25 protein-coding genes are annotated in these 23,291 nt (G+C 45.6%); 16 read left to right on the top strand and 9 right to left on the bottom strand.

The features are described from left to right. The first annotated feature begins 6 nt into the window (after nt 1-6). A complete protein-coding gene (locus tag QUB16_RS07125; protein WP_333315140.1) occupies nt 7-2,331 on the top strand; it encodes a DUF4189 domain-containing protein in 2,325 nt (774 codons plus the stop codon). An 85-nt stretch (nt 2,332-2,416) separates the two neighbouring features. Here the strand turns inward: QUB16_RS07125 and QUB16_RS07130 are convergent, their stop codons facing one another. Beyond that, nucleotides 2,417-2,548, bottom strand: coding sequence for a hypothetical protein (locus QUB16_RS07130; protein WP_333315142.1), 132 nt, complete (start codon nt 2,546-2,548; stop codon nt 2,417-2,419). Nucleotides 2,549-2,590: 42 nt separating this feature from the next. Further along, nucleotides 2,591-2,785, bottom strand: coding sequence for a hypothetical protein (locus tag QUB16_RS07135; protein WP_333315144.1), 195 nt, complete (start codon nt 2,783-2,785; stop codon nt 2,591-2,593). A 188-nt stretch (nt 2,786-2,973) separates the two neighbouring features. Here QUB16_RS07135 and QUB16_RS07140 point away from each other — a divergent pair, with 188 nt between their 5' ends. Beyond that, complete coding sequence (locus QUB16_RS07140; protein WP_333296543.1) at nt 2,974-3,864, top strand: ABC transporter permease; 891 nt, start codon at nt 2,974-2,976, stop codon at nt 3,862-3,864. 714 nt (nt 3,865-4,578) lie between these two features. Next, nucleotides 4,579-4,962 (top strand): hypothetical protein, encoded by a 384-nt coding sequence (locus tag QUB16_RS07145; RefSeq protein WP_333315145.1) that lies wholly within the window; start codon nt 4,579-4,581, stop codon nt 4,960-4,962. Between the two features lie 277 nt (nt 4,963-5,239). On the opposite strand, the gene QUB16_RS07150 is transcribed toward QUB16_RS07145, so the two are convergent. Then, nucleotides 5,240-6,598, bottom strand: a complete 1,359-nt coding sequence (locus QUB16_RS07150) for an FAD-binding oxidoreductase (RefSeq protein ID WP_333315146.1) — start codon at nt 6,596-6,598, stop codon at nt 5,240-5,242. Between the two features lie 145 nt (nt 6,599-6,743). Next, nucleotides 6,744-7,493, bottom strand: a complete 750-nt coding sequence (locus QUB16_RS07155; RefSeq protein WP_333315147.1) for a class I SAM-dependent methyltransferase — start codon at nt 7,491-7,493, stop codon at nt 6,744-6,746. 304 nt (nt 7,494-7,797) lie between these two features. On the opposite strand from QUB16_RS07155, the gene QUB16_RS07160 reads away from it, so the two are divergent. The 7 genes from QUB16_RS07160 (at nt 7,798) to QUB16_RS07190 (ending at nt 14,263) form a co-directional block, all read left to right on the top strand. Next, nucleotides 7,798-7,953, top strand: a complete 156-nt coding sequence (locus QUB16_RS07160) for a hypothetical protein (RefSeq protein WP_333315148.1) — start codon at nt 7,798-7,800, stop codon at nt 7,951-7,953. Further along, the gene (locus QUB16_RS07165; RefSeq protein ID WP_333315149.1) at nt 7,950-8,093 is read left to right on the top strand and encodes an adenylate/guanylate cyclase domain-containing protein; all 144 of its coding nucleotides are present in this window, start codon (nt 7,950-7,952) and stop codon (nt 8,091-8,093) included. Before QUB16_RS07160 ends, QUB16_RS07165 begins: the two co-directional genes overlap by 4 nt. 379 nt (nt 8,094-8,472) lie before the next feature. Beyond that, a complete protein-coding gene (locus QUB16_RS07170; RefSeq protein ID WP_333315150.1) occupies nt 8,473-9,885 on the top strand; it encodes an adenylate/guanylate cyclase domain-containing protein in 1,413 nt (470 codons plus the stop codon). A gap of 213 nt (nt 9,886-10,098) precedes the next feature. Further along, a complete protein-coding gene (gene bioA / locus QUB16_RS07175) occupies nt 10,099-11,403 on the top strand; it encodes an adenosylmethionine--8-amino-7-oxononanoate transaminase (RefSeq protein ID WP_333315151.1) in 1,305 nt (434 codons plus the stop codon). Nucleotides 11,404-11,420: 17 nt separating this feature from the next. Continuing rightward, the gene (gene bioB, locus QUB16_RS07180; RefSeq protein ID WP_333315152.1) at nt 11,421-12,464 is read left to right on the top strand and encodes a biotin synthase BioB; all 1,044 of its coding nucleotides are present in this window, start codon (nt 11,421-11,423) and stop codon (nt 12,462-12,464) included. A gap of 342 nt (nt 12,465-12,806) precedes the next feature. Further along, the gene (locus tag QUB16_RS07185) at nt 12,807-13,418 is read left to right on the top strand and encodes a class I SAM-dependent methyltransferase (protein WP_333315153.1); all 612 of its coding nucleotides are present in this window, start codon (nt 12,807-12,809) and stop codon (nt 13,416-13,418) included. Between the two features lie 170 nt (nt 13,419-13,588). Next, nucleotides 13,589-14,263, top strand: coding sequence for an SDR family oxidoreductase (locus QUB16_RS07190; protein ID WP_333315154.1), 675 nt, complete (start codon nt 13,589-13,591; stop codon nt 14,261-14,263). 191 nt (nt 14,264-14,454) lie between these two features. Here QUB16_RS07190 and QUB16_RS07195 read toward each other — a convergent pair whose 3' ends face one another. After that, the gene (locus QUB16_RS07195; RefSeq protein ID WP_333315155.1) at nt 14,455-14,934 is read right to left on the bottom strand and encodes a hypothetical protein; all 480 of its coding nucleotides are present in this window, start codon (nt 14,932-14,934) and stop codon (nt 14,455-14,457) included. Between the two features lie 82 nt (nt 14,935-15,016). Between QUB16_RS07195 and petN the strand changes: the two genes are divergently transcribed. From petN to QUB16_RS07215, 4 genes are all read left to right on the top strand, one after another. Beyond that, a complete protein-coding gene (petN, locus tag QUB16_RS07200; RefSeq protein ID WP_071883976.1) occupies nt 15,017-15,106 on the top strand; it encodes a cytochrome b6-f complex subunit PetN in 90 nt (29 codons plus the stop codon). Between the two features lie 91 nt (nt 15,107-15,197). Further along, on the top strand, nt 15,198-15,791 hold the full coding sequence (locus tag QUB16_RS07205) for a DJ-1/PfpI family protein (RefSeq protein WP_333202231.1): 594 nt from the start codon (nt 15,198-15,200) through the stop codon (nt 15,789-15,791). Between the two features lie 60 nt (nt 15,792-15,851). Continuing rightward, a complete protein-coding gene (locus tag QUB16_RS07210) occupies nt 15,852-16,100 on the top strand; it encodes a DUF167 domain-containing protein (RefSeq protein WP_333315157.1) in 249 nt (82 codons plus the stop codon). Between the two features lie 345 nt (nt 16,101-16,445). Then, nucleotides 16,446-16,634, top strand: a complete 189-nt coding sequence (locus QUB16_RS07215) for a CsbD family protein (protein ID WP_333054441.1) — start codon at nt 16,446-16,448, stop codon at nt 16,632-16,634. A gap of 261 nt (nt 16,635-16,895) precedes the next feature. On the opposite strand, the gene QUB16_RS07220 is transcribed toward QUB16_RS07215, so the two are convergent. From QUB16_RS07220 to QUB16_RS07235, 4 genes are all read right to left on the bottom strand, one after another. Next, nucleotides 16,896-17,150, bottom strand: coding sequence for a DUF4926 domain-containing protein (locus QUB16_RS07220; protein ID WP_333290680.1), 255 nt, complete (start codon nt 17,148-17,150; stop codon nt 16,896-16,898). A gap of 120 nt (nt 17,151-17,270) precedes the next feature. Next, nucleotides 17,271-17,495, bottom strand: coding sequence for a DUF6883 domain-containing protein (locus QUB16_RS07225; RefSeq protein ID WP_333315158.1), 225 nt, complete (start codon nt 17,493-17,495; stop codon nt 17,271-17,273). Nucleotides 17,496-17,954: 459 nt separating this feature from the next. After that, on the bottom strand, nt 17,955-19,922 hold the full coding sequence (locus QUB16_RS07230; RefSeq protein WP_333315159.1) for a calcium-binding protein: 1,968 nt from the start codon (nt 19,920-19,922) through the stop codon (nt 17,955-17,957). A gap of 463 nt (nt 19,923-20,385) precedes the next feature. Continuing rightward, the gene (locus tag QUB16_RS07235; protein ID WP_333315160.1) at nt 20,386-21,519 is read right to left on the bottom strand and encodes a cob(I)yrinic acid a,c-diamide adenosyltransferase; all 1,134 of its coding nucleotides are present in this window, start codon (nt 21,517-21,519) and stop codon (nt 20,386-20,388) included. A 227-nt stretch (nt 21,520-21,746) separates the two neighbouring features. On the opposite strand from QUB16_RS07235, the gene fraC reads away from it, so the two are divergent. Together fraC and QUB16_RS07245 are read left to right on the top strand one after the other, a co-directional pair. Then, complete coding sequence (gene fraC / locus QUB16_RS07240; RefSeq protein ID WP_333315161.1) at nt 21,747-22,265, top strand: filament integrity protein FraC; 519 nt, start codon at nt 21,747-21,749, stop codon at nt 22,263-22,265. Between the two features lie 5 nt (nt 22,266-22,270). Beyond that, entirely contained in the window at nt 22,271-23,269 is a 999-nt protein-coding gene (locus tag QUB16_RS07245; RefSeq protein ID WP_333315163.1) for a DUF5357 family protein, read from the top strand. Nucleotides 23,270-23,291: the final 22 nt, after the last annotated feature.

Genomic DNA, 23,291 nt, shown 5'->3' on the forward strand with positions numbered 1-23,291 from the left:
AAAATAATGAGTTCTTACTTATTTAAAGCTACCCATATTACAAGAAGAGCTAAGTTATTCGTAGCTACTCTCTCAACAATCAGCTTGCTTGGCGGTTGTAGCTTGCTCGACTTTTCAGGAGTTGAGGTTAAGGTAACTGATATCCCTGTTGGCCAGTCTGAACTCAAGTCAGGGAAAATTATGACGCTTACGGAATCAAAATCAATTAAAGAACAAGGACAAAGGATTAAGCTAACTAAGAAAACGGAAGGTCAAACAGAAAACTCTACCAAGTCTACCGCTATTGTGGTTGCAAAATTTGGTAATGAACTCAGATTAATAGATTTTTTTGTACCTGAATTTAATGAAAAACCTCAATTAAGCTTTGTATCAACTGCCCGTAGCCTAGTTTTTATGAATCCCTTATTTTTAGGCTTGCCTTTGAAAAAGCAGATTTCAATTTTTCAAGCAATCGAAAAAAACAAGCAGTTTAAAGATTTAGTCAATTTAGTTTCTAAATCTACCTCACTATTTGATGAAAATATATTCAAATTAGCTTCTGAGATTGCTCTTGATGTAGCTATAGATCAGCAAGTATTTTTACCTGAGACTTCGCAAAAATCCTCAAACCAACTTCAAGAACAATTAAAAAGCAATCAAGAATTAGTTAATAATCAGACCTTGGGTGGTCAAATATTCCCATCTTGGGAGTGGGTTATTTCCTCTGCTCACGCTCAAGCTACCTCAAACAATCTTGAATACGAAATTACTAGCAAATTTACCGATGAAGGAAAAATTTCTAGTACAAATTGGCCTTTGTGGCACGGACTTGAATTGCAAGCAACCTCTGAGGGTATAAAAGTTAAAGGAACTTCTCCACTCGCACAGCAAATTTTGATTATTCCTGCTGGTAAACTACAGTCTCCTGTAACGCCAAATGACTATGGCGGGCCTAAAAATAAGGAGCAAAATGTTGTTGGAGAGTTGCTAATTTTACCAGCAGAAATTGGCATTTGGGATGGAAGTCTCATAAAAACTATTTCAGGAGGCAATCAGATTGAACAAGCTTTAAAATCTAAAAATGGTCGATGGAAACATGGTCGTTATGATGTTATTTTGTCGGGAGGTAATTTTTCAAATAGAAAAAGTGAATCTCAAAAAGTAGGCGCATTTGATATTAATCTTTCCTTGTTGGCAATAGATATTTTTGCTGTCGCTGCTGGCTCCACTGGGAAAAAACCAATTGATGTAGCTCTTCTACTTAGTTCTGTTTCATTAGATTGCCAAAATGAATTAGCCTTGAATGCTAAAAACCCTATTTCTGCTTTTACTACTTTGATGTCTTGCCTATCTAAACCAGATAATTCAACTAAAATAGCGCAAGCAGTTGGTACAGAAGATGAAGAAATAATTACCGAGGTTTTAAGCAAATTATTTCAATTTCAAGGTAAGGCTTGGGAACAATTCACCAAAAAAGTAGGTAAAGGAGGAGCCAGGGTTATTAATGTATTTGATAAAGGTGCTGCTATCAGTCGAATTGGAATATTCGGAAAATATTTAGATCATGAAAACTTGACTCAAAGATTTTATAGTGGTCAGTTTAATGTTATCGATCCTGCGAATGCAATTCAAAATAAAATAGCATTATCTATTGATACAAATAGTGTGTTCTCTGGCAGATGGGTAGGGTACCGTTCGGGCGATCAATTCGATAAAGCTTTTACTCTTCGCTTCACTAATTTTGATAAAACATCTGGAGAAATTATTGGTGAAATAACAGACCCTGATAGAAAAATGTATTTTCAAGGGAAAGTGTTGGGAACACAACTGAATTTTACAATTACCAAATCAGATACTGGCATTGTGTGGGGAGATATGTTTCCAGATTACCTTAAGGGTACATTTTTCAGTCTTAGCCAAACGGCTAATCCAGGAGTGATGAAAGGAAGATTTAAACGTGAGAATTCACTAAAATCCATAGAAGGAGATGTATATTTACTGTTACCTTATTCTAGTACAAAAATAAAGTCAACTGAAAAATGGGGAGCAATCGCGTCTGCTTCTAGTCAAGAATTAGGATGGTCTTGGGACTCTCTTACTCGTGAAGAAAGCGAGATAAGAGCGTTAGAGAATTGTCAAAAGCGTTTTCGCTCTTGTAGGAGTCTAGTGTCTTTCAATAATTGTGCAGCTTATGCAGGTGGTGAGCTTTTTGCAAGTGCTAATTCAGCCGGATATTGGGGTACTAGCGATTCTCTTGAGACCGCAAAAAACGCAGCTTTACAAGGATGTAAAACACAGGGAATTTGCAAAATTATAACAGCTTTCTGCTCAGATGGTCGAGGTACTAATTAGAATAAATTTCAAAAAATAGCTCTCCTGTTTCCCCAAACCTGCTATCAAAAATCATATAGTGTCACGATCACCCTGGCGATTTATTTCATATTTGTATGTAGTCAATTAAATCTCCTGCTTCTAATTCTTCCCCTTCTCTATCTTGTTGGTAATGTTGCAACATTACCTCAGCTTGTTTTGCTAGAATATTTCGTCTCTCTTCTAGTGGCAATTGCATAAATTCTCGGCGACTGGGATAGTCGGCTAGTGTTGGTATTTCTCAAGCTATATCAATATCTAATGGCTGTGCTTTTCCTGCGGAAATTTCCTGTTTAGCGCGCTGTGCAGCCATAATCAGCGATTGTTGCGTGTTCTGAAAAGATAAATTCCACTGATCTTGATCCCTTAAGTATTCAAGATATTCTCGCAAATGTTCAACCACTTTGTCTTGAAGAGTTTCTGGCAGAGATTCCATAATCTAGACTAAAGTGGCGATCGCCCTTGATGACATAGCTTTATCCTCCTAATAAATCAATTTTTTATTTAGCATATTTGATTAGCTTATTCTCAATTTTAGACCGATCGCCCGCCCAACACCACCAATACCTCCAGACTTGCTACTGTAAAGAGAGTTAGATTTAATCAAAATCAGCGCAAGCAATTATGAGCGGTACTGTTACATCCCCCAACAACCTCAACCAGCAGCGGCCACTCTCCACGGCATCCGCTGACACTTCCACTTCCCTGCTGGGCGACTTCATCCAAGAAACACTCGCCTTAACCAAGCGCCTGTTTATTCAATTGCAGCGCCGCCCCTCGACGCTAGTTGCAGGAATTATTCAGCCGCTGATGTGGTTGGTTTTATTCGGAGCTCTGTTTGAAAATGCACCCGCCGGCTTGTTCGGCGAAAGCCAGAATTACGGGCAATTTCTCGGCGCTGGTGTAATCGTTTTTACAGCCTTTGCCGGGGCGCTGAATGCTGGTTTGCCGATTATGTTCGATCGCGAGTTCGGATTTCTCAACCGCTTATTAGTCGCGCCGTTGGCTTCCAGATTTTCGATCGTCCTGGCTTCGGCTATTTTTATCGTCACCCTCAGCTTCATCCAAACCGGCACAATCGTTACAGCGGGCGCGTTTTTGGGCGCGGGATTCCCCGGAATTGCCGGACTTGGGGCGATCGCCCTAATTGTCCTACTATTAGTTTTGGGCGTCACCGGCTTGAGTCTGGGTTTAGCCTTCGCTCTCCCCGGCCACGTAGAATTAATAGCGGTAATTTTTGTTACTAACCTGCCGCTGTTATTTGCCAGCACAGCCCTCGCGCCGCTGTCATTTATGCCAGAGTGGCTGCAAGTTGTGGTGACTCTCAATCCTCTGAGTTACGCGATCGAACCCATCCGCTACCTGTACCTGCACAGCGATTGGTCGCTAGCCAGTGTCGTGATGCAAGCTCCTTGGGGTAATGTCACCTTTGGAGGAGCCCTATTAGTGCTGCTGGCGTTTGATTTGGTGGCGCTGCTGAGCATTCAACCGCTGCTGAGACGCAGGTTTGCTTAATTAGGGCGATCGTTTCACCTGCACCGTCAATTCTAGGACACGGCGCCGTGCCTTTGGTCGTGTCAACTTAAGGTAAAACCGATAGTCCGTCAGGGGTTGAAACAAGACTCTCAAAGCCAAAGTCCTCTTGCATAGGACTAATGAGTTCTTCAGTCCTCTTTCAGAGGACTTTCGCTATGAGACAGGGAATTCATTCCCTGGCGGACTGCCGGGTCAACGATAGGACTAATGACTTCTTCAGTCCTCTTTCAGAGGACTTTCGCTATGAGACAGGGAATTCATTCCCTGGCGGACTGCCGGGTCAGCGGGAGGACTAATGACTTCTTCAGTCCTCTTTCAGAGGACTTTCGCTATGAGACAGGGAATTCATTCCCTGGCGGACTGCCGGGTCAGCGGGAGGACTAATGACTTCTTCAGTCCTCTTTCAGAGGACTTTCGCTATGAGACAGGGAATTCATTCCCTGGCGGACTGCTGGGTCAACGATAGGACTAATGACTTCTTCAGTCCTCTTTCAGAGGACTTTCGCTATGAGACAGGGAATTCATTCCCTGGCGGACTACCGGGTAAGCGAGAGGACTGCGGGACTAAAAGCTTAAGTTGACACCAATGGGCATTGCCCTATCCTTAGCCCCAGCGAAGTAATATAATATTTACTCACAAGTCAGAATATTGTTTAGATAGAATTGTTTTTTTGAAGATTCAACTAATAAATTATGAACACCAAAACTTCCAAATCCGGCAAATTGATGATTGGGATTGCTGCAAGCGCGATCGCCTCCTGTGCTCTGTTCTCGCCTCAAGCAAGCTTCGCTCAAGCCAGCGGTTTAAATAATGCCCAACCGCTGCAAGACTTTCAAACTCAAGACAATACCGACCCCTTTTCCGGCGACAGCAGCGGAAGGGGAATATTTGATTTAATTCACCGATCGAAATTGGGAGGCGGCCGCAGCATGGAAGAATTTAATACCGAACAGCGCCAAAATTTGAACGATGCGGCCGCAGAATTTCGCAACAAACAGCGCCTACTACTGGAAAAGCAAGCAGTACCTTCTGAAGGGGCGATCGCACCAGCAGAAATTACCGCCCCCGTCCCTTAAATTGCTTTCTTAGTCCGCGCACCATCCGGACTTCGTTTGTCTAGCAGCGGTTTCAACCGCCGAGTTTTAATCTTTAGACCTCTTGCAAAAGTCCTTTTCATAAATTTATTGGACGGGCAAGATGCCCATCCCACAAGAAAAAATAACTCTTGTGGGATGGGCATCTTGCCCGTCCTAGTTATTTTTGCAAGAGGTCTTTTATTTATTAGTCCGCGAAGGCGGACTTCGTTTGTGTAGAAGCGGTTTCAACCGCCAAACAATCTAAAAACCCTCGCCCTTAATCCCGTTCCAACCACGCCCGCATTTTACCCGGATTAAGCAAACCGTAAGGATCGACCAACTCTTTAAACTGCAACTGTTCCACATTAATACTTTTCATCCCTCCATCTTCCAATATATAAGTGTGAGGATTAGCAATCAGTGCGCCTTGCTCTTCGTGATAGCGAATAATTTCCTTGAGGCGTGATTCCGTAGTGTAGCGAACTATTTGCAAAGCCGCGGCGATCGCCCTGCCATTCATCCGCAAAAACTCCAAGTGCATCATCACCTCATCCCCATAATAATTATACAGTTCCTCAATCAATTTCAAACCTTTATCTGCGGGAAAAAGCGTCTGCAAATAAGTCAGAGACGGGTCAGCGCTGCGAGCGTGGAGAGTTGTATGATTCCAAGTAAATTCAGCAATAGCTGCACCTTTGCTCGCTGCTTGCGCGCTTTTTTGATAGCAAATTGTGCCGCCATATTCGCGCACCAAATCTTGCAGCGGTTCCAGACAAGATTCAGCTACCATTAACAAAGCGCAGTGCTTGCCTTCAGGAATAGCATCGCGGAAAGCAGCAAAATAAGCAGGAATCGGCCAAGCACAAACACAAATTAGTTTTTTGATAATTCCATCAGCATCGCCCAAAGCTTGACCGAAGTTTGCCGAGGTCATAAAATCGTCAAAAGCGACGATGATTTCCGCCCAAGGATAAGCAGGGGCGAGGGGAATTTCTAACTCAGTAATAATCCCATTTGTGCCGTAAGCGTGATTGACTTTTTGCACTTCATCCCCGCGCAATTCGATGACGCGGGGATCGTCTTCCATTGTAACGACTCGAACAGCATGAAGATTTCCCCGATCGCGCAATTGCCCGTAAGTTATCGAACCAATTCCCCCGCTACCGCCGCCGATAAATCCCCCAATCGTTGCGGTGCGATAGGTTGAGGGAACCATCCGCAATTCCCAACCAGTTTCTCGCGCTTGTTTGTCGAAAACCGACATTTTTACCCCCGGTTCTACGCAAGCTAAACCCGGTTTTATCCAGCGGATATTGTTCATTTTGCTGGTATCTAAAATGACGCCGCCCTTGAGGGGAATGCACTGCCCGTAATTGCCCGTTCCTGCCCCTCTGACAGTTAGCGGAATTTTGAATTTTACGCAGGCTGCAGCAATCCGCAAAACTTCGGCTTCGCTGGCGGGACGAACTACTAAATCTCCTGTTTTATCACTTAAGAGAGGTTGCAAAACAGGACTGAAGTGATAATAGTCTTGAGATAGCTTGACAACTTGCGCGCGATCGCTAATTATTTCGATTCCCGATAGTTCCGAAGAAAAAGCATCCCAGTCAATACTTTGAATCGCAGTTGCAGTCATTTTGTTTACTCCATGCTGGCAGTATTATATATTTTTTCAAACATAACTTAGTAACATAAAATACTAACAGCAATGTTTCTTTAAGCAGTAAGGTGCTTATTCGCGCACCCTACATATAGAAGTTCTGCCTCCAGGACTGCTTTTCTTAATTAACAAATCCCCCAAACACCGCCATACCGTAGTATTTCCAAGGAACTGCAACAGTCTCAAATCCAGATGAGGCAAGCATTTCCAACTGTGCCGAAAGTGTAGCTAGGCGATCGGGATTAGAATACCCGTAAGAGACACTCGTTCCCACATTTGCGCGAATTTGTGCTAAGGTTTCCCCCTGACTTAGCGCCCAATCTTCTCGCGCCGCTTGATAAATATCTTTCATTGCTGCTGATTCTGCTAAAAGAGGATCGGCATTCCAAAAACAGCCACCAGCATTTAAACTTTCGCGAATGCGTTGAAACAATTTCAACTTCATGTCATCCTCAAGATGGTGAATTGCCAGAGATGAAATGCAAGCATTGAATTTATCGCCCAAGCCTGAGAAATTTGGATTGTTCGCCCATTCTCCAAAGTCAATTTCTATGCCAGTCCACCGGGTTGTGTATCCTGCCGACTCTATTTTGGCGCGGGCAAAATCTAGCATTCGCGGCGAGTAATCGACAGCCACTATTTCCGCAGACGGGTAGCGTTGCAGAACTTTTAAAGTGAGTTCCCCCGTACCGCAGCCGAGTTCTAAAATGCGGTGGTTTGCGTTAGCAATGCAGCCTGCTAATACATCCAACATTTCGTCATATTTAGGTAAAACTCGCCGAATACCCGTATCAAAATTGGCAGTATTGACGAAAACTTCTCCCGGCAAAATTTCCTGGCGCGCAGGTGAGGCAGTAGAGTCAGAATTCACGATCGCCAACCATAGACTACAATTGCTATCCTAACCGATATCAAGCAAAAATTGCGTGAAGTAGGGAGAGGCCACCGCCGTGTCCTTACCCGATCATCTGTACTTCACTCAACAGAAAACCACTATAAAGTTATGCGTATTCTTACGGATAAGCGAAACCCTCGCGGTAAACAATAATTAACCCTCGGTTGCACTCAGACAGTCTTGCTTTACCCCGGACGCCCGCAAAACAGTCTGAACAACCAGTGTTATGTTAGTAGTGCATAAATTGAAATAAAGATTAAACCTCACACTTGAGGATACCATGCGCCAGTTGATTTCTCGCAGTCGGGCTGCCATCAGCCAATTAATTTATAAGCGAATTCTGCTTGCGGTGACAATTTTATTTTGTGTAGGTGTAGGAGTAGCGATGGCAAATATGTCTGAGCTTTCCTCTACCCTAACGGGATTGCCGGCGTGATTCAAGTCACACAATCAACTTACGATATCTTGAGAAATAAGTATCTGTTTGAAAACAGAGGAATTATCCACATCAAAGGCAAGGGAGATATGAATACTTATCTGCTTGCAGGCAGGTTAGTCAGCGCAGTTTCGGTTTAATTTGTTTATTATATTATTAAGGGGTCTGCTAGTTAGTCCAGAGTCATCAGTCATTATATCATGTCCGGTCGATCGACCGCGATTTTCGTAGGGGCCCGTGAGCCAACAATACCTGCCAATAATTGACAATCTGAAAAACCCGCCCCGACCGCGATATTATGGTTAATCAATCGGACATGATATTAGTCAGCAGCAAGCAGCCAAGAAGTAACAGTTAATAGCTGCTGGCTGTTGACTGCTGACAATTATAGGAAGTACACAGGGGATGTGAGAACCCGGTTTCTGCGCGGTTGCTTCGTTGACAACCCAAAATTTATTACGAGAAACCGGGTTGATTTTTCTATGTCCTACATTAGCCATTTGCAAAATAGTAAGTTTTATGTTATTGCGGATTTTCTCATTTTTGAAATTTTTCAAATCTCGCTTGTCGAGGCAAATAGCTTTGTGGGTATTTGCTAGCATTCTTGTCATAGAGGGAATTATTTTAGTTCCCTCTTATTTTCGGCGCGAAAATGAACTTTTAAGTCAACTGGAACAGGTATCTCGGGCGACTGTTGATTCCCTAGAGTTTTTGCTCCAACAAGATATTTCCGATCGCACTTTCTTGCAAGAAGAAGTAAAAAATATTACTAAGGATTCTCAAGTAGTCTTAGGACTATCTATTTACCAAGCTAACGGTGAGCTAATATATACACTTGGCGAACCCCCAGAAATCAGTTTAGAGCAACTAAAAAAAGCTCGTATAGTTCACCATCACAATTTCGATGGCAAGCGCTACGATATTGCTTGGACGGAGCGACATTTGGGAGGCGATTACATCTTAATTGTTCGCCACGATGCTTCCACCGTTCAACCGGAACTCTACGCATTTATCGGGCGGATTGCGGTTCTAGTCATCATTATATCAGCCTTTGTCACTTCTGTGACTATGTTTTTTTTAGGGGTGACAGTAATTTCACCTCTCTTGAGATTGCGCGATGACTTGATCGCTGCTGGAGACGCTTTGAGTAAAGATCGAGCACAACCTGATTTCTACTCTCTGTCTGTCAAGCGGGATGACGAGTTGGGAGAACTCATGGTCGCATTCAATCAAATGTTTCACCGAGTATACCAGGAAATTGCACAGCGGAAACAAGCTGAGGAAGTATTGCGCGCCGAACAAGAAAAGTCGGATCGTTTATTACTAAATATCTTACCGGTAATGATTGCCGATCGCCTAAAACAAGGCCAGATAAATATTGCGGACGGATTTGCCGAGGTTACGGTTTTGTTTGCTGATATTGTGGGCTTTACCGAAATATCTTCGCGCACATCTCCTGAAGAATTAGTCGAGTTGCTTAACAAAATATTTTCATCTTTCGATCGCTTAAGCGAACAATACGGCTTAGAAAAAATTAAGACTATCGGCGACAATTATATGGTAGCAGGCGGTTTGCCACTTCCCTGTACAAATCACGCCGAATCTATTGCCGAAATGGCCCTGGAAATGCAGCAAGAAATTATGAAATTCCGCGACGAATGCGGTAAACCTCTCAATATCCGCATTGGCATTAATACTGGGCCTGTTGTAGCAGGTGTCATCGGCACTAAAAAGTTTATTTACGATTTGTGGGGAGATGCTGTGAATACAGCAAGCCGCATGGAATCTCAGGGACTTCCGGGTAAAATTCAAGTTAGTAACTCCACTTATGAGTTGCTGTGCGATAAGTATTTGTTGGAAAAACGCGGTAAAATTAATGTTAAAGGCAAAGGATCTATGACGACTTATTTGCTCAAAGGCAGAAAATTGTAACTGACAATTTTAACCATTGCCTGCGAATACGTGGTATGGGGGCTGACGTTCCCAGGCAGCGGCCCTCGACACCAAACTAGATTTTTTTAACGAACCGCGAAGACGCCAAGGACACGTAGGAAGAGAAAAAGAAAGCCTCAAAAATTAAAAGTTCATAAGGGCGTTATTATTGCTATATTAAAAGGCAGATTAATATTAGTAATCGGGGCAAAAATGACTGCGAATCAGGAACATAATTCTTCAAATTCACCGATTTGGCAGCCCTTCACGCAAATGAAAACGGCTGCCCCGCCGCTGAAGGTAATTCGCGGCAAAGGATCGGTGCTGGAATTAGCAGACGGGCGGCAAATTCTCGACTGCATTTCTAGTTGGTGGGTGACTGTTCACGGGCACAGCCATCCGGTTCTCGCCGAGGCTCTTTACGAACAAGCCCAAAAGTTAGAACACGTAATTTTTGCGGGGTTTACTCACGAACCTGCCGAGAAACTTGCGAGTAAATTGCTAACTCATACGCCTGCTTCTTTAACGCGGATTTTCTTCTCTGATAACGGCTCGACTGCTGTTGAAGTTGCTCTGAAAATGGCATTTCAATATTGGCGCAATCTCGGAGAAACTAACCGCACTAGCTTTATTAGTTTTGAGGGAGGTTATCACGGCGATACTGTGGGCGCGATGTCTGCTGGCAGAAGTTCGCTGTGGTGGGAATCTTTTGCACCTTTAATGTTTGCTGGGGATGTTGTTCCTTTTCCGGCGACTTTTGACGGCGATGAGGAGGTGGAAACCAAGGAGGCGGCGAGTTTAGAGAAATTGGAGTTTTTGTTAAAGCAGGGCGGCTATGCGGGTATTTTTATCGAACCTTTGGTGCAAGGTTCTGGGGGGATGCGAATGTGCCGCCCTGAGTTTTTGCGGGCGATCGCACTACTTGCGGGCCAGTTTAATGTATTGTTGATTTACGATGAAGTAATGACGGGTTTTGGGCGCACAGGCGAACTGTTTGCCTCGGTTAAATCGGGAACTTCACCGGATATCCTGTGTTTGTCTAAAGGATTGTCTGGTGGCTGCTTGCCAATTGCTGTCACAATGGCATCGGAGGATATTTATCAAGCTTTCTGGCGAGATGAATGGGACAAAGCTTTTTTTCACGGTCATTCTTACACCGGAAATCCCTTAGCTTGTGCGGTGAGTGTAGCATCCTTGGAGCTTTTGGAGCAAAACCCAAATGTTTATCAAGGGATGGAAAAACTCCACCACAAATATCTGAATCAATGGCTGAGAAATCATCCTAAACTCGAACGGATTCGGACTTGCGGCACCATCGCAGCAATGGATGTGAAAACGGAAAGCGTTTCCGGTTATTTTAATGACATCGGTCCTCTATTGAAAGCCAGATTTCTCGAAGCGGGGTTTTTGCTCCGCCCCTTGGGAAATACGCTTTACTTGATGCCTCCCTACTGCATTTCTCCTGATGAACTAGAATCGATTTATCGGGTGATTCGTCAGGTTTTGGATACTCTGTAAACCCTTTAATTTTAGTAATGAATTTACCCAATTGGAACGATTTGGCTGACGACGCGCTGGCGGGCAAATGTCTCTCTCGCGAGCAATCTTTAGCCGTATTGCGCGCACCGGATGAGGTTTTGCTGGAACAACTAAACGCAGCTTATCGGGTGCGCCGCCACTACTGGGGAAACCGAGTCAGGCTGCACTATTTGTTAAATGCTCAAAGTGGCCTTTGTCCTGAAGATTGCCATTATTGTTCTCAGTCAAAAATTTCGACTGCGGAAATTGAGAAATATCCGCTTTTAGCTAAGGAGAAAATTCTGGATGCCGCCCAACGCGCCGCAGATTTAAAAGCTGGTACGTTTTGTTTGGTGATTTCGGGGCGCCAACCTAACGCTTCTACTTTCGATCGCGTTTTGGATGCTGTCGAGACTGTGAAGGCAAATTATAACCTAAAAATCTGTGCTTGTTTGGGATTGTTGAGCGAGGAGCAAACTCATCGTTTGGCAAAAGCTGGAGTCGATCGCGTAAATCACAATCTCAATACTTCCGAATCATATCACACGGACATTTGCACGACTCACACTTTTGGCGATCGGGTTGAAACCGTCGAACACGTAAAAGCAGCGGGAATCACAACTTGTTCCGGCGGAATTTTGGGGATGGGCGAATCGGATGATGATGCGATCGATTTAGCGCTTTCGCTTCGCAATTTGGGCGTTACTAGCGTACCCGTCAACTTTTTCATTCCGATTCCCGGCACGCCATTTGCAGATGTGAATCGGTTAACTCCCCGCCAATGTTTGCGAATTCTCTGTTTGTTCCGATTTTTGCTTCCCAGTCAAGAAATTCGGATTGCTGGGGGACGGGAAGTGCATTTGCGATCGCTGCAACCTCTCGGACTCTACCCCGCTAATTCTATCTTTGTTGGCGATTATCTGACAACTCCCGGACAAGCTGCCCATCAAGATTGGGACATGATTCGAGATGCGGGATTTGCGATCGAATCTCCCGAAGGTTCTCTCTTAGAAGTTGATTCAGCAGTTACCAAATCCGAACAAAAAACCCTGGTTGTTTAACTCTTATACCAGTTTTCAATCGGATGAAATAGAGTAGGACACGGCACTGTCCATTGGTGTCAACTTAAGCCGAAAGCCTTGAGAAATCTCCTTTTTACCCCAGTCTAGATCCCCCTAAATCCCCCTGATTGTTGGGGAGTAGGGGTTGACTTTGAGAAGACTCCTGTCCCCCCCTTCTTAAGGGGGGTTAGGGGGGATCTAAGTTTAATCGTCAAACACCAGTCTGTGACTAACTTTGACCTTAAGTTGACACCAATGGGCTTTTGGAGTGTCCCTACGGTTGCCATTCTTCAATCTAAAATCTAAAATCTAAAATCTAAAATAATACAAGAGGGGGAAATTATGGACAAACGCGAAGAAACTACGATCGCAGAATACCAGCTAACTGCCGAATCTTTCCGATCGGGAACTTGGCATCACGACGTATCCCAAAATCGCTCCGCACTGACGGCTGCCATGCCCCGCAATCCCGGTAAAATTCTCGATATAGGATGCGGGCCGGGACGAGATTTAGTAGCCTTTAAAAGCCAAGGACACACAGTTGTAGGCTTAGATGCGACTCCGGCTTTTGTAGAAATAGCAAAAGAGTTGTCAGGATGCGAAGTTTGGCAACAATCTTTTCTGAATCTCGACTTGCCAGAGGCAGAATTTGACGGTATTTTTGCCAATGCTTCCCTGATTCACGTTCCCAGCGACGAGATGGTAAAAGTGCTGCAAAATTTGCACAAAGCCTTAGTTGTTAGCGGTGCAATTGTCATGTCAATGTGCCGGGGAAATTGGGAAGGATACGACGAGAGACCAACGGGAAAACGCTATACAGCCGGATGGGAATATCATACTTTAGCGCCTTGTTTAGAACAAGCGGGATTTGCAATTGTCAATCACTACTATCGCCCCCCCGGCTTACCCCGCGAAGCTCAATCTTGGGTAGTAATAGTGGGCAAAAAACTCTAACGTAAATGGGAAATTGGGAATCGGGAATTGCGAATCTTTCCCCTCTCTTCCTCTGCGCCCTCTGCGCCCTCTGCGGTTAAAAAAACTAATTGAAAAATTTACAGAGGATTGTTGTATAATTATATCCAGTCAAATAAACCAATTTCTGCATAACTTAAAACACAATTAATATGACAGAGAAATTCCACATTTTTTTAGCTGGTGCTAGTCGAGGAGTCGGCTTAGAAATCGCTAAATGTCTGACAGCACAAAAGATGCAAGTAACTGCACTTTTGCGATCGCCCGCAACCACCACCGAATTAGAAGCAATGGGCATCAAAGTCGTGACTGGCGATGCTTTGGATGCAGCAGCTATGGAAGCTGCGATGGCTGGGGGTGAGCCAATTCATGCCGTAATCAGCACAATTGGCGGCTTACCCAAAGATGGAGAAAGAGCCGATTATTTGGGCAACAAAAACTTGATTGATGCGGCTGTCAAAGCAGGCGTGCAAAAATTTATTTTAGTTTCATCAATCGGCAGCGGTAATAGTGTCGGCGCTTTGCCGCCCCAAGCTTTAGAAACTTTGCGCCCGGTTTTAATTGAGAAAGAAAAAGCCGAAAATCATTTGATAGCAAGCGGGATGATTTATACAGTAATTCGTCCGGGCGGACTCAAATCGGAACCTGCAACAGGCAACGGTATTTTAACAGAAGATTGTCGAGTTGCTGGAACGATTCACCGGGCAGATGTAGCGCAGCTAGTTTGTCAGTGTTTAGTTTCTGAGGCTGCTAACAATAAAGTTTTGTCGGCGGTAGACAGGCAAATGCTTTACGGCAATCCAGAATTTGAGGAATTAAATCTGTAGGGGCGGGTTTTACCAACAATAATTGCCTAAAACCGATAATCTCGTAAACCCGCCCCCACTTGGGTGGCGATCGCGCGGGGTGGGGGCGGGTTTTGGAGTCTTTGGGTATCCTTTGAAACTATTGGTGAACCCGCCCCTACAAGTTTTTGACGGAGGGCGATCGTAAACCTGTCCCCAACCAACGGCAAATCTCAAGAATCGAAAGGCTTAATCCACGATCGCCCGATCGCCCAATCCAACACAAAACCCGCGATCGCAAACAATACCACACTCTCGACACCGCGAACCGCAAACGGCAATAACTCCTGTAGGGCGGGCATCTTTCCGGGATCAAAAAACAATCCAGCATCCAACTGTCCAAAAGCCCGCACCAACCCAAAAGCCAACACCGCACCAGATTTAAGCTGCGGGTTAACATCTCGGCGAATCGCATAGCGGTAAGTCACGCCGAACAAAAAACCGCCCAAAAGTGCGAGAGTCGCCCTGAAGGCAAAATTTAGGTCAATTTCCCTTACCTGCAAACTCGCCAGAGAATCCAACCTATCGGCTAGAATTAAGCTATTACCAAGGGCGATCGCCCCAAAAGCCAGCAAACAAGACAAACCAGCAACCGTCCCTGCCTTCAAAGATTCTACCCGTTCAGCCGCACTAAAATTTGACGAATCCTTCACAGCGCCCTCATTTCAAAAATGGCTCAAATTGACTTATCATAAGGTTTGGAGTCACTTTGTACAGTTTGTTCAATAAATAGCTATGGATATTTTGTCACTCGGTTGGGTTTCGGTGCTAGTTCTGTTCTCCTTCTCAATTTCAATGGTCATTTGGGGACGCAACGGTTTCTAGATTCCAGAATAGCTTGCGGGGCCAGCTTTTTAACGGCCCCGCATTTTTTTAAATCCTATTTAACAAAATCCAAATAACAGGAGTTGGAAACATGACAGCAAAAAAAATATTAATGCTAGTCGGCGACTTTGTAGAAGACTACGAAGTAATGGTTCCCTTCCAAGCACTGCAAATGGTAGGTCACACCGTCCACGCCATCTGCCCGGACAAAGCCGCGGGTCAAACAATTCGCACCGCTATTCACGACTTTGAAGGCGATCAAACCTACAGCGAAAAACCCGGTCACAACTTCACTTTAAACGCGACTTTTGACGAAATCAACCCCGCCGATTACGACGCTTTGATTATCCCCGGAGGACGCGCCCCAGAATACATCCGCCTCAACGAACAAGTGCTGCAAATTACCCGCTACTTTGCCAACAGCAAAAAGCCGATCGCATCTATTTGTCACGGCTTACAGGTTCTAACAGCAGCCGGCGTACTCGAAGGCAAACGCTGCACCGCATACCCGGCTTGCAGCCCCGACGTACTCCGGGCCGGCGGCAAATATACAGAAGTTCCAGTTACCGAAGCCGTAGTCGATGGCAATTTAGTCACCGCCCCCGCGTGGCCAGCACATCCTAACTGGCTGGCTGAATTCCTGAAAGTTTTGGGAACGAAGATCGAACATTTAGATAGTCATTAGTTATTAGTCATTAGTCATGAGTTATTAGTCATTAGTCATCAGTTATTAGTTATTAGTCACATGAAAATTTTCACAGTCAAAGTTAAACCGAGTTCCAAACAGCAAAGCATCGCAGAACAACCCGACGGCAGCCTCACAATACATCTGAAATCGCCGCCCGTTGATGGTAAAGCCAATCAAGAATTAATCATGCTGTTGGCAAAAAAGTTTAAAGTGCCAAAATCTGCGATCGGCATTAAATCAGGTCTTTCCTCGAAAAATAAACTTGTCGAAGTTGCGATCGAACCTGCAACTTCTATCTCTCCGTAGGGACACGGCAGTGCCTTTCGTCGTGTCAACTTAAGACTAAAACCCTTGAGAAATCTCGCTAATAGTCGAGTCTAGATCCCCCTAAATCCCCCTTAAGAAGGGGAGTAGGGGTTGACTTAAAGAGGCTTCCTGTCCCCCCCTTCTTAAGGGGGGTTAGGGGGGATCTGGCCTTAATAGTCAAACAGCAATCTGTAACTTGGTTTGAGCTTAAGTTGGCACGAAGAAGGGCACGGTGCCGTCTCCCTACCGGATATCTATAAAGTTAACAGCCAATCTATCTAAAGAGAGATACAGACTCAACTTGAAAATCATATATTAATAGTTGTAGAGTTAGAATAAAAAATTATGAACATTGAAAATAGAGTCGAAGCCACAGCGAAGAATATTGAAGGCAAAATCCAAGAAGCTGTTAGCGAAGTTACTGGCAATCAGAAAGATAAATTAGAAGGTCAAGCCAAGCAGGATGAAGCATCAGCAATTCACCTGAAAGAAGACCTCAAAGATAAAGCCAAAGAGATTGTAGACCGAGCTTAGTAACAGTATTCCCGGGAGCATCTCAGTTTTGCATTTACAGTGCGAGCGTCCCCGCTCGCGTATTGTACAATACGCGAGCGGGGACGCTCGCACTACAATAAAAAAATGCTTTTTACAAAACTGAGATGCTCCCGTATTCCCTACAAGTTTCCTGCCTACTAAATCCCGCAAACGATATGTTTGCGGGATTTTTTATAATTAGCCTAAATCATTTGTACCAATATCTTGGGGCGGGTTTATAAGGATTATTGGTGGCAAAATTCATCGGGGAACTGCCCCTACAGATTCTACTAACTCATAGTGTAAAAGCATTAATTTTGTGGCCGGAATGGTTTCCATTGCATAAGTTCTACCATCTTGATGAGAAAATTCTACCTCAAAAGCACTGCCATCAAATTCCATCACGACTGTTCCTACTTGTCCTTTATATAATTTAATGATTTGTTTTGTTTCAAAATGGGTGGCTTCTAAATCTTCAGTTAAAGCAACAATATCTAGGTCTTTAATTGTTTTCATTGTTTTTACCTCACTTTTTGACGGGATAACAACTTGTTAATCGGGGGAAACTTTCACCTAAGCGGACGATCCAAGCTGCTAGAATCAGAGATTCACCTACTTCGGTTTTCAGCAAGAATTTCATGTTGTAATGTGTTCCGTATTCATTTTTTTTTGAATAACAACATCTTCGTTGATAGCAGCTTCTTTTAAAGCCTGTTTGAGCATTTCAGCATTTTTTAGGGTAATGCCTAACTTACTGGCAAACAAAACAGCTTGATTTTTTCCTTCTTGATGATTCGGATTTAGAGAATATTCTTCTATTTTATTGCCTAAATCTGCTAGATGACCATTGGGCAGTTTCACTATTAATAACTGTTTTTGAAGGACAAAAGAGAATATTAGTCGCCTACAATAATCGACTTTTACTCAAATGTCAATTATATCGTCTTTGAGTTGGGGGGCGGGTTTATCAAAATTATTGAGGGGTGGCAAAATTCATGGGTGAACCCGCACCTACAGATTCTACTTTTCGGCTCAATTCCCCATGCTATAAAGGCCCAATTCCCCATTAATTGAATTTAACGGTTGGGCGACTATGCTTAATCGGGGTTATTCGTTGGGTGGGGGCGGGTTTATCGAGATTATTGATGGGTGGCAAAATTTATGGGTGAACCCGCCCCTACAGATTCTACTTTTCGGCCCAATTCCCAATGCCCACAAAAAAGCCGGGGATGGATATCCCCAGCTCGAAACATAGCACAATTAGTTTTGAGAGTTGGTAGGGCGATGTTTCAGAATCCACCCCACCCTCTTTTACCCAAATTAAATCAGGGTAATGTCAGCAGCCGTAATGCCCGGTCTGCCATTTAGAACTGCCAGCGTAACGCCTGGGTTAGAACCAGAAATACCGTCAGGGTCATATCCTAGTCGTCCGTCTGCATTTTGATAAAAGACGAACGGCTCTGACGCGCCCGCCCCGGCTGGAGCAAAACTGCTGTTGTACGCCCCACTCTCAAGCGCCAAGAACGCCTGCGAAGAAAGTCGATTCGTATTTGGCACTACCCTCAAGTTGGGGAAGCCGTTGGAGCCATTGATTTGGAAGATAAACTTGTCTTGGCCGACCGTAAAATCGCCGATTTGGTCTGTGTCGGTACCCACGGCGCCCTCGCCGAAGTTGTTGTAGTAGAAGCTGTCATTACCCGATCCGCCAATCAGCGTGTCAGCACCAGGCCCGCCGCCGAGAGAGTCGTTACCGTCGCCGCCGATCAAATAGTCCTTACCAAAGCCGCTCAGCATGGTGTCGTTTCCGGCGCCGGAATTTAAGGTATCGTCCCCGGCGAGGGAGTCGGCACTGGATGAGTCGCCGAACAGGATGTCATCTCCGTTACCAGTAGTGATGGAATCAGTGCCGTTGCCACCAGTAATAAAGTTGCTGCCTAAGGTATCGGTAATCAAGTTGGCGACTGTGCCGCTAAAGGTGACGCCGCTAGCGTAGGAGATGAAGTCGTTACCCTCCATGTTGCCAATTATGCGATCGAACTGGCCGCCAAAGACGATGGTGTCACTTCCCACGCCACCGTTCATGAGGTTGGTGACGGTGAAGCTGCTGCCAGTAGTAGGATTGGTGTAGCCAATTAACCGATCGTTGCCCAGCCCGCCGTCGAGAGTAATCAAAGCAGTACCAGTACCAGCAAAAATGGCATTGGTAGCATCGATAGTATCGTTGCCATCTCCACCGACTGCATTAGTAAAGATACCGCTCAGGCTGTCGTTGCCTTCACCGCCAATCATTGTATCCGTCACAAAAGCTGCAACGATCGTGTCGTTGCCCACTCCGCCGTCGAGCGAGTTGCGACCCGCGAAGCCTGGAAATGAACTCTGTGCGCCTACGCTCGAAAGTACATTCGGCACCGTGGATGACTGGATGAAGTCGTCGCCTGCACCTCCCAGCGCGGTATCCTGCGTGGCAAAAACCGTGATCCTGTCGTTGCCGTCGCCGCCCTCAAAGAAGTTTCTGCCGCCGCCAAAGTCGCCGATACCGCCGGTGAGAGAATCGTTGCCGCCACCGCCAATCAAGGTGGTTCTCTCAATGCCGATCGTGATGACGCCGGTAGCAAAGGGGCTTGTCTGGGTAGTGTTGCTAATGAATAAGATGTCCTCGTCAAGATCGCCGGAGAGGTAGCTGTTGCTAGCCACACCTACTAGGGTGTCGTTGCCTCTACCGCCATAAAGACTGTCTCTTACATTGATACCTACAACCAAGTCGTCGCCCAAATCTCCCCGCAAGAAGTTGCTGCCTTCATTGCCAGCGAAGCCTCCGGTTAGGGGAAGACCTAGGTTGTTGCCACCACCTGCGATGAAGAAGCCCATCGAGTCATTGCCCTTGCCGCCGTAGAGGGAGTCTCTTCTCTGCGCCCCTCCCAGCAACGTATCTGCCCCCTCATTACCAAACATGAGGTTAGCTTCGACAGTACCTTGGGCCAAGTCGTCTCCCGCACCGCCGTACAGGCTAGCGCGGGCTTCAGCGACTATGGTGTCATTGCCTGTGTCCCCAAACAGCAAAGCCGGAGTCCGCTGAGATCTGATTGAATCTTCGTCCTCGCCGCCGTATATGGTATCGTTCGGGCCGACGGAAATCAGAGTATCGTTATCGGCTTGGCCATATATTAAGCTGCCGCCCAGGGTGGAAGTTCTAACGAAATCCGTCCCCTCTCCGGCGAATACTGTATCCGGGCCCAGTCCCGGAAGGTTTAAATCTAGTTGATTAGGATTGCCATCTAACGTTGTCATAAAGCTTCACTCCTCTACTTGTTGGTCATCGCTGGTGCGACTACAGACACTGCCTAGAACACCGAATGTTTGGATTCCGCTGTAGTTTAACCTGTTTGCCAGCCGCAAGTCTAGCCTACTGGCCTTAACCCTGTCTAGACTTTCTCCCTCGCGGATTTTTTGCTTGTAAGCTTTTATTTTCAAAGTCTTCACCCTTTAATAATCCTGGTGCACTGTCTCAGGTGCTCACGCTCTACAAGACGCGGCTCATATTCTTAATGTTCCATTCTGGATTGGCGGTCGGGGATCGCGTCCGGGGGAGGAAATTAAAGATTAAAAAAGGCTGATCTGGGTGATCGGGAAGACAAGGGAAATTGGGAGATTTGTTACTTGGTAACAAGGCTTTGTGGCAATTTCCGGTTTTCCAGGCAGGGCCGTCATTTAATAATTCTGACCCGGATTGAACCGAGTACCGCTCCGGGCTTTAAAAGTCTACGCCCCGCTTTAGTTCTACGCCCCGATCGCCGTAGTGTTTGTGACAGTATACCTCGGAGTGTACGCTTGCCAAGTCAAAGTAAGCGTGGGGTTTGTGGCAGCGCCCGGTGATAATAATTTCTGTATCCCGCGGCTTGCGTAGCAGGGCTTCGACGATCGGCTCTACCGGCAGCAGTTCTAAGTCTACTGTGGGATTGAGTTCGTCGAGAATAATCGTTTTGTACCAGCCGCTGGCGATCGCACATTTGGCGATTTCCCAGCCGCGTTCTGCTTCTATGCAGTCTAGCTCTTGCTGTTGCCCCCGCCAAACTATAGCATCTCGGCCGCACCGCTGGTGATCTACTAGCTGCGGGTAGCTTTGCCGCAAAGCTGCGATCGCCGCATCTTCTGTATAACCGGTGCCGCCTTTGAGCCACTGCACGATTAACACCCGGTGAGATTGGTCTTGACTGATACCCCTACCTATTGCCTGCAAAGCTTTGCCCAAAGCGCTCGTAGACTTGCCTTTCCCGGCTCCCGTGTATATTTCGATCCCCGAAATATGATGCTCTGCCGCTGCGGGGCGATAGTGGGGCTTCATTTCTGAGTGTAAGTCGGCAATCTCCAGCAAAGCTTCGGGGGCCGCTCGCCCTGTGGCGATGACTTCTAAATATTCTGGTTTGTTTTTGAGGGTTTGGACTACTTCGTCAACTGGCAGCAAACCCAAGTCCAATACCGGGTTTAGTTCGTCTAGTACCACGACGGAATATAGTTCGCTGGCGATCGCTCCTTTGGCGATATCCCAGCCTCGCTGAGCTTCGGCGCGATCGAAGCGGGTGATTGCTTCGGCCCCAAAATATTCGGCACGGCCGGTTCGCACTTGGTCGATCAAGTGCGGAAATGCCCGTTGCAAGGCTTCTATTGCCCCGTCTTCGTCGTAGGAGCGGCCGGGGCCTTTGAGAAAGCGCAGCAACAAGACTCGCGTGGGCGAGTCAGAATTGATACCCAGCCCGATCGAGCGCAACACTACTCCCAAAGCTGCCTGAGACTTGCCTTTACCAGCGCCGTCGTAGACGTGAATCTGACCCGCGGCGCGTTCCGACCGGGATGAGGCTGTCCGAATACCAATGCCATTCCTTACCATAATCAGCAGTTATTTGAGTCTGTATCGGGGTGGGTATTCGATCGCGCGCCTTGAATGTTTAATTTTTCCATTCTGTTGGCGGATCTCAACAGATTATACGATAAGTCCTAACCCCCAATTTTTTAAGCAGCGATCTAAGGCAATCTGGTGCTCAAACCTCCGGTTAAGATTATTCCGTTTGTGCTGTACAATTAAAATTTAACACGGACTGATATACCTAAAGGCTTATGATTGCGAGTGTTTTCCCATTTCGGACTGTTTTGGTGCAAATTTTAATTATGTTTTTGGCGATCGCGATCGAATCGTGGTTTTTGCAAAAACTACTTAAACTCGGCCCCAAAACCAGCATTGAATATACAGCCATCCTCAATCTATCTTGCACTTTCGTAGGCTGGTTAGTTTTCTTCGGCATTGAAAGCGTTCTTAGCAAAGATTTGCGGGAACAGCTTATCGGTTATATCTTATTAGGCAGAGCGGATAATGTTTACGCTCCCATAACTATGATAGCCCTCTCAGTATTAGCAGTAACTTTTCTAGCTAAATGGCAGGGATTAGAATTCATAGAGAACATGGTTGTCGGCAATAAAAAAGCTTCCAAACCTCAGTTTTTAGGGCCGCCAACCCTCACCCGCCGTCCTGCCAAAAAAACTTTTCAAGTAACTACCCAGTTTGGGGGAATTTTAATCGCCCACACTGTTAGCAATCTCGTTATTTTAACCTTGTTGTTTTTGCAAAGCGTGTATTGAAATTTATGATGAAGCAATTTTTTGATGTTACTCAGCAACTCACTAAGCTGACGAACAACCTTTGGGAAACCAATAAAAAAATCCAAAAGGCGATGATTCCGCCTAAAGTTGTCCACTGGAAGACTCCTTTACTGCTCAGCATCTTTTTAGCTTTGCTGACAGTGGCCGCCGTAACTGACTGGCGGACGAGAACTCTGCTTTTTGATATGAGCTGGTTATTATTTACACTTTCAATGGGTTTGCTGACGAGTCAGCAACCTTTTGTGATTAAAGGAGTAAGTCTGAGTCCGTGGGTGACAAGCATCTTAATTGGCTTGTGGTTACTGATAAGATTGCCGTCGGATAGGAAGGAAATAGCATGGATATCCGGCCCACTTATAGCAGTAGCAGTTCTTGCTACAATAGAGATTTGGAATAGCGAGTCAAAACGGGAAGGTATCAGGTCGTTGGTGCGCCCTCAGTTTTTGATGATTACTCTAGTTCACCTGCTGTTTTCCTGTTGGTTTGCTTTTCACTTTTTAATTCAAGGTTGGATACAACAGTATCCGAGCGTTTTATCTCAGGATTTAAGGCAAAGCGATTATGTGGTGACATTTCAACGGCCAACTATTAACCGCTCCCGAGGAGTTGTCATCCTCAATGCAATGGAGGGATACCTGCGAAATGAAGCCCGCACAAAACCGTGGGCGCAAGTAGAGCAAATGTTAATAGATATTGACAACGAGCGATTTTTTCTGCGGAATCAAGCCTTAATAACAACTGGGATAGTCCCAGAAGATGCGAGCTGGGATGTCAAAACTTCGATCGTCCAAGGAGAGTCCCGCTATCAGTTAGATATGCAGGCCACTTGGCTGGGGCTGGTTTTTAGACCGGAAATATATTCGTTTACCAAATCTTGCGAGGTGTTCCAGATAGCCAATAGGGCGACTGTAACCTGCGATGCCATTAAACGCTCTCAACCCGGACAGAAAAAAGATGGAACGGCGGGGGACAGTCAAGTGTGATTCTGTCTCTGTTAACTAATTG

Source organism: Microcoleus sp. D3_18a_C4, from assembly GCF_036702415.1.
Lineage (GTDB): Bacteria > Cyanobacteriota > Cyanobacteriia > Cyanobacteriales > Microcoleaceae > Microcoleus.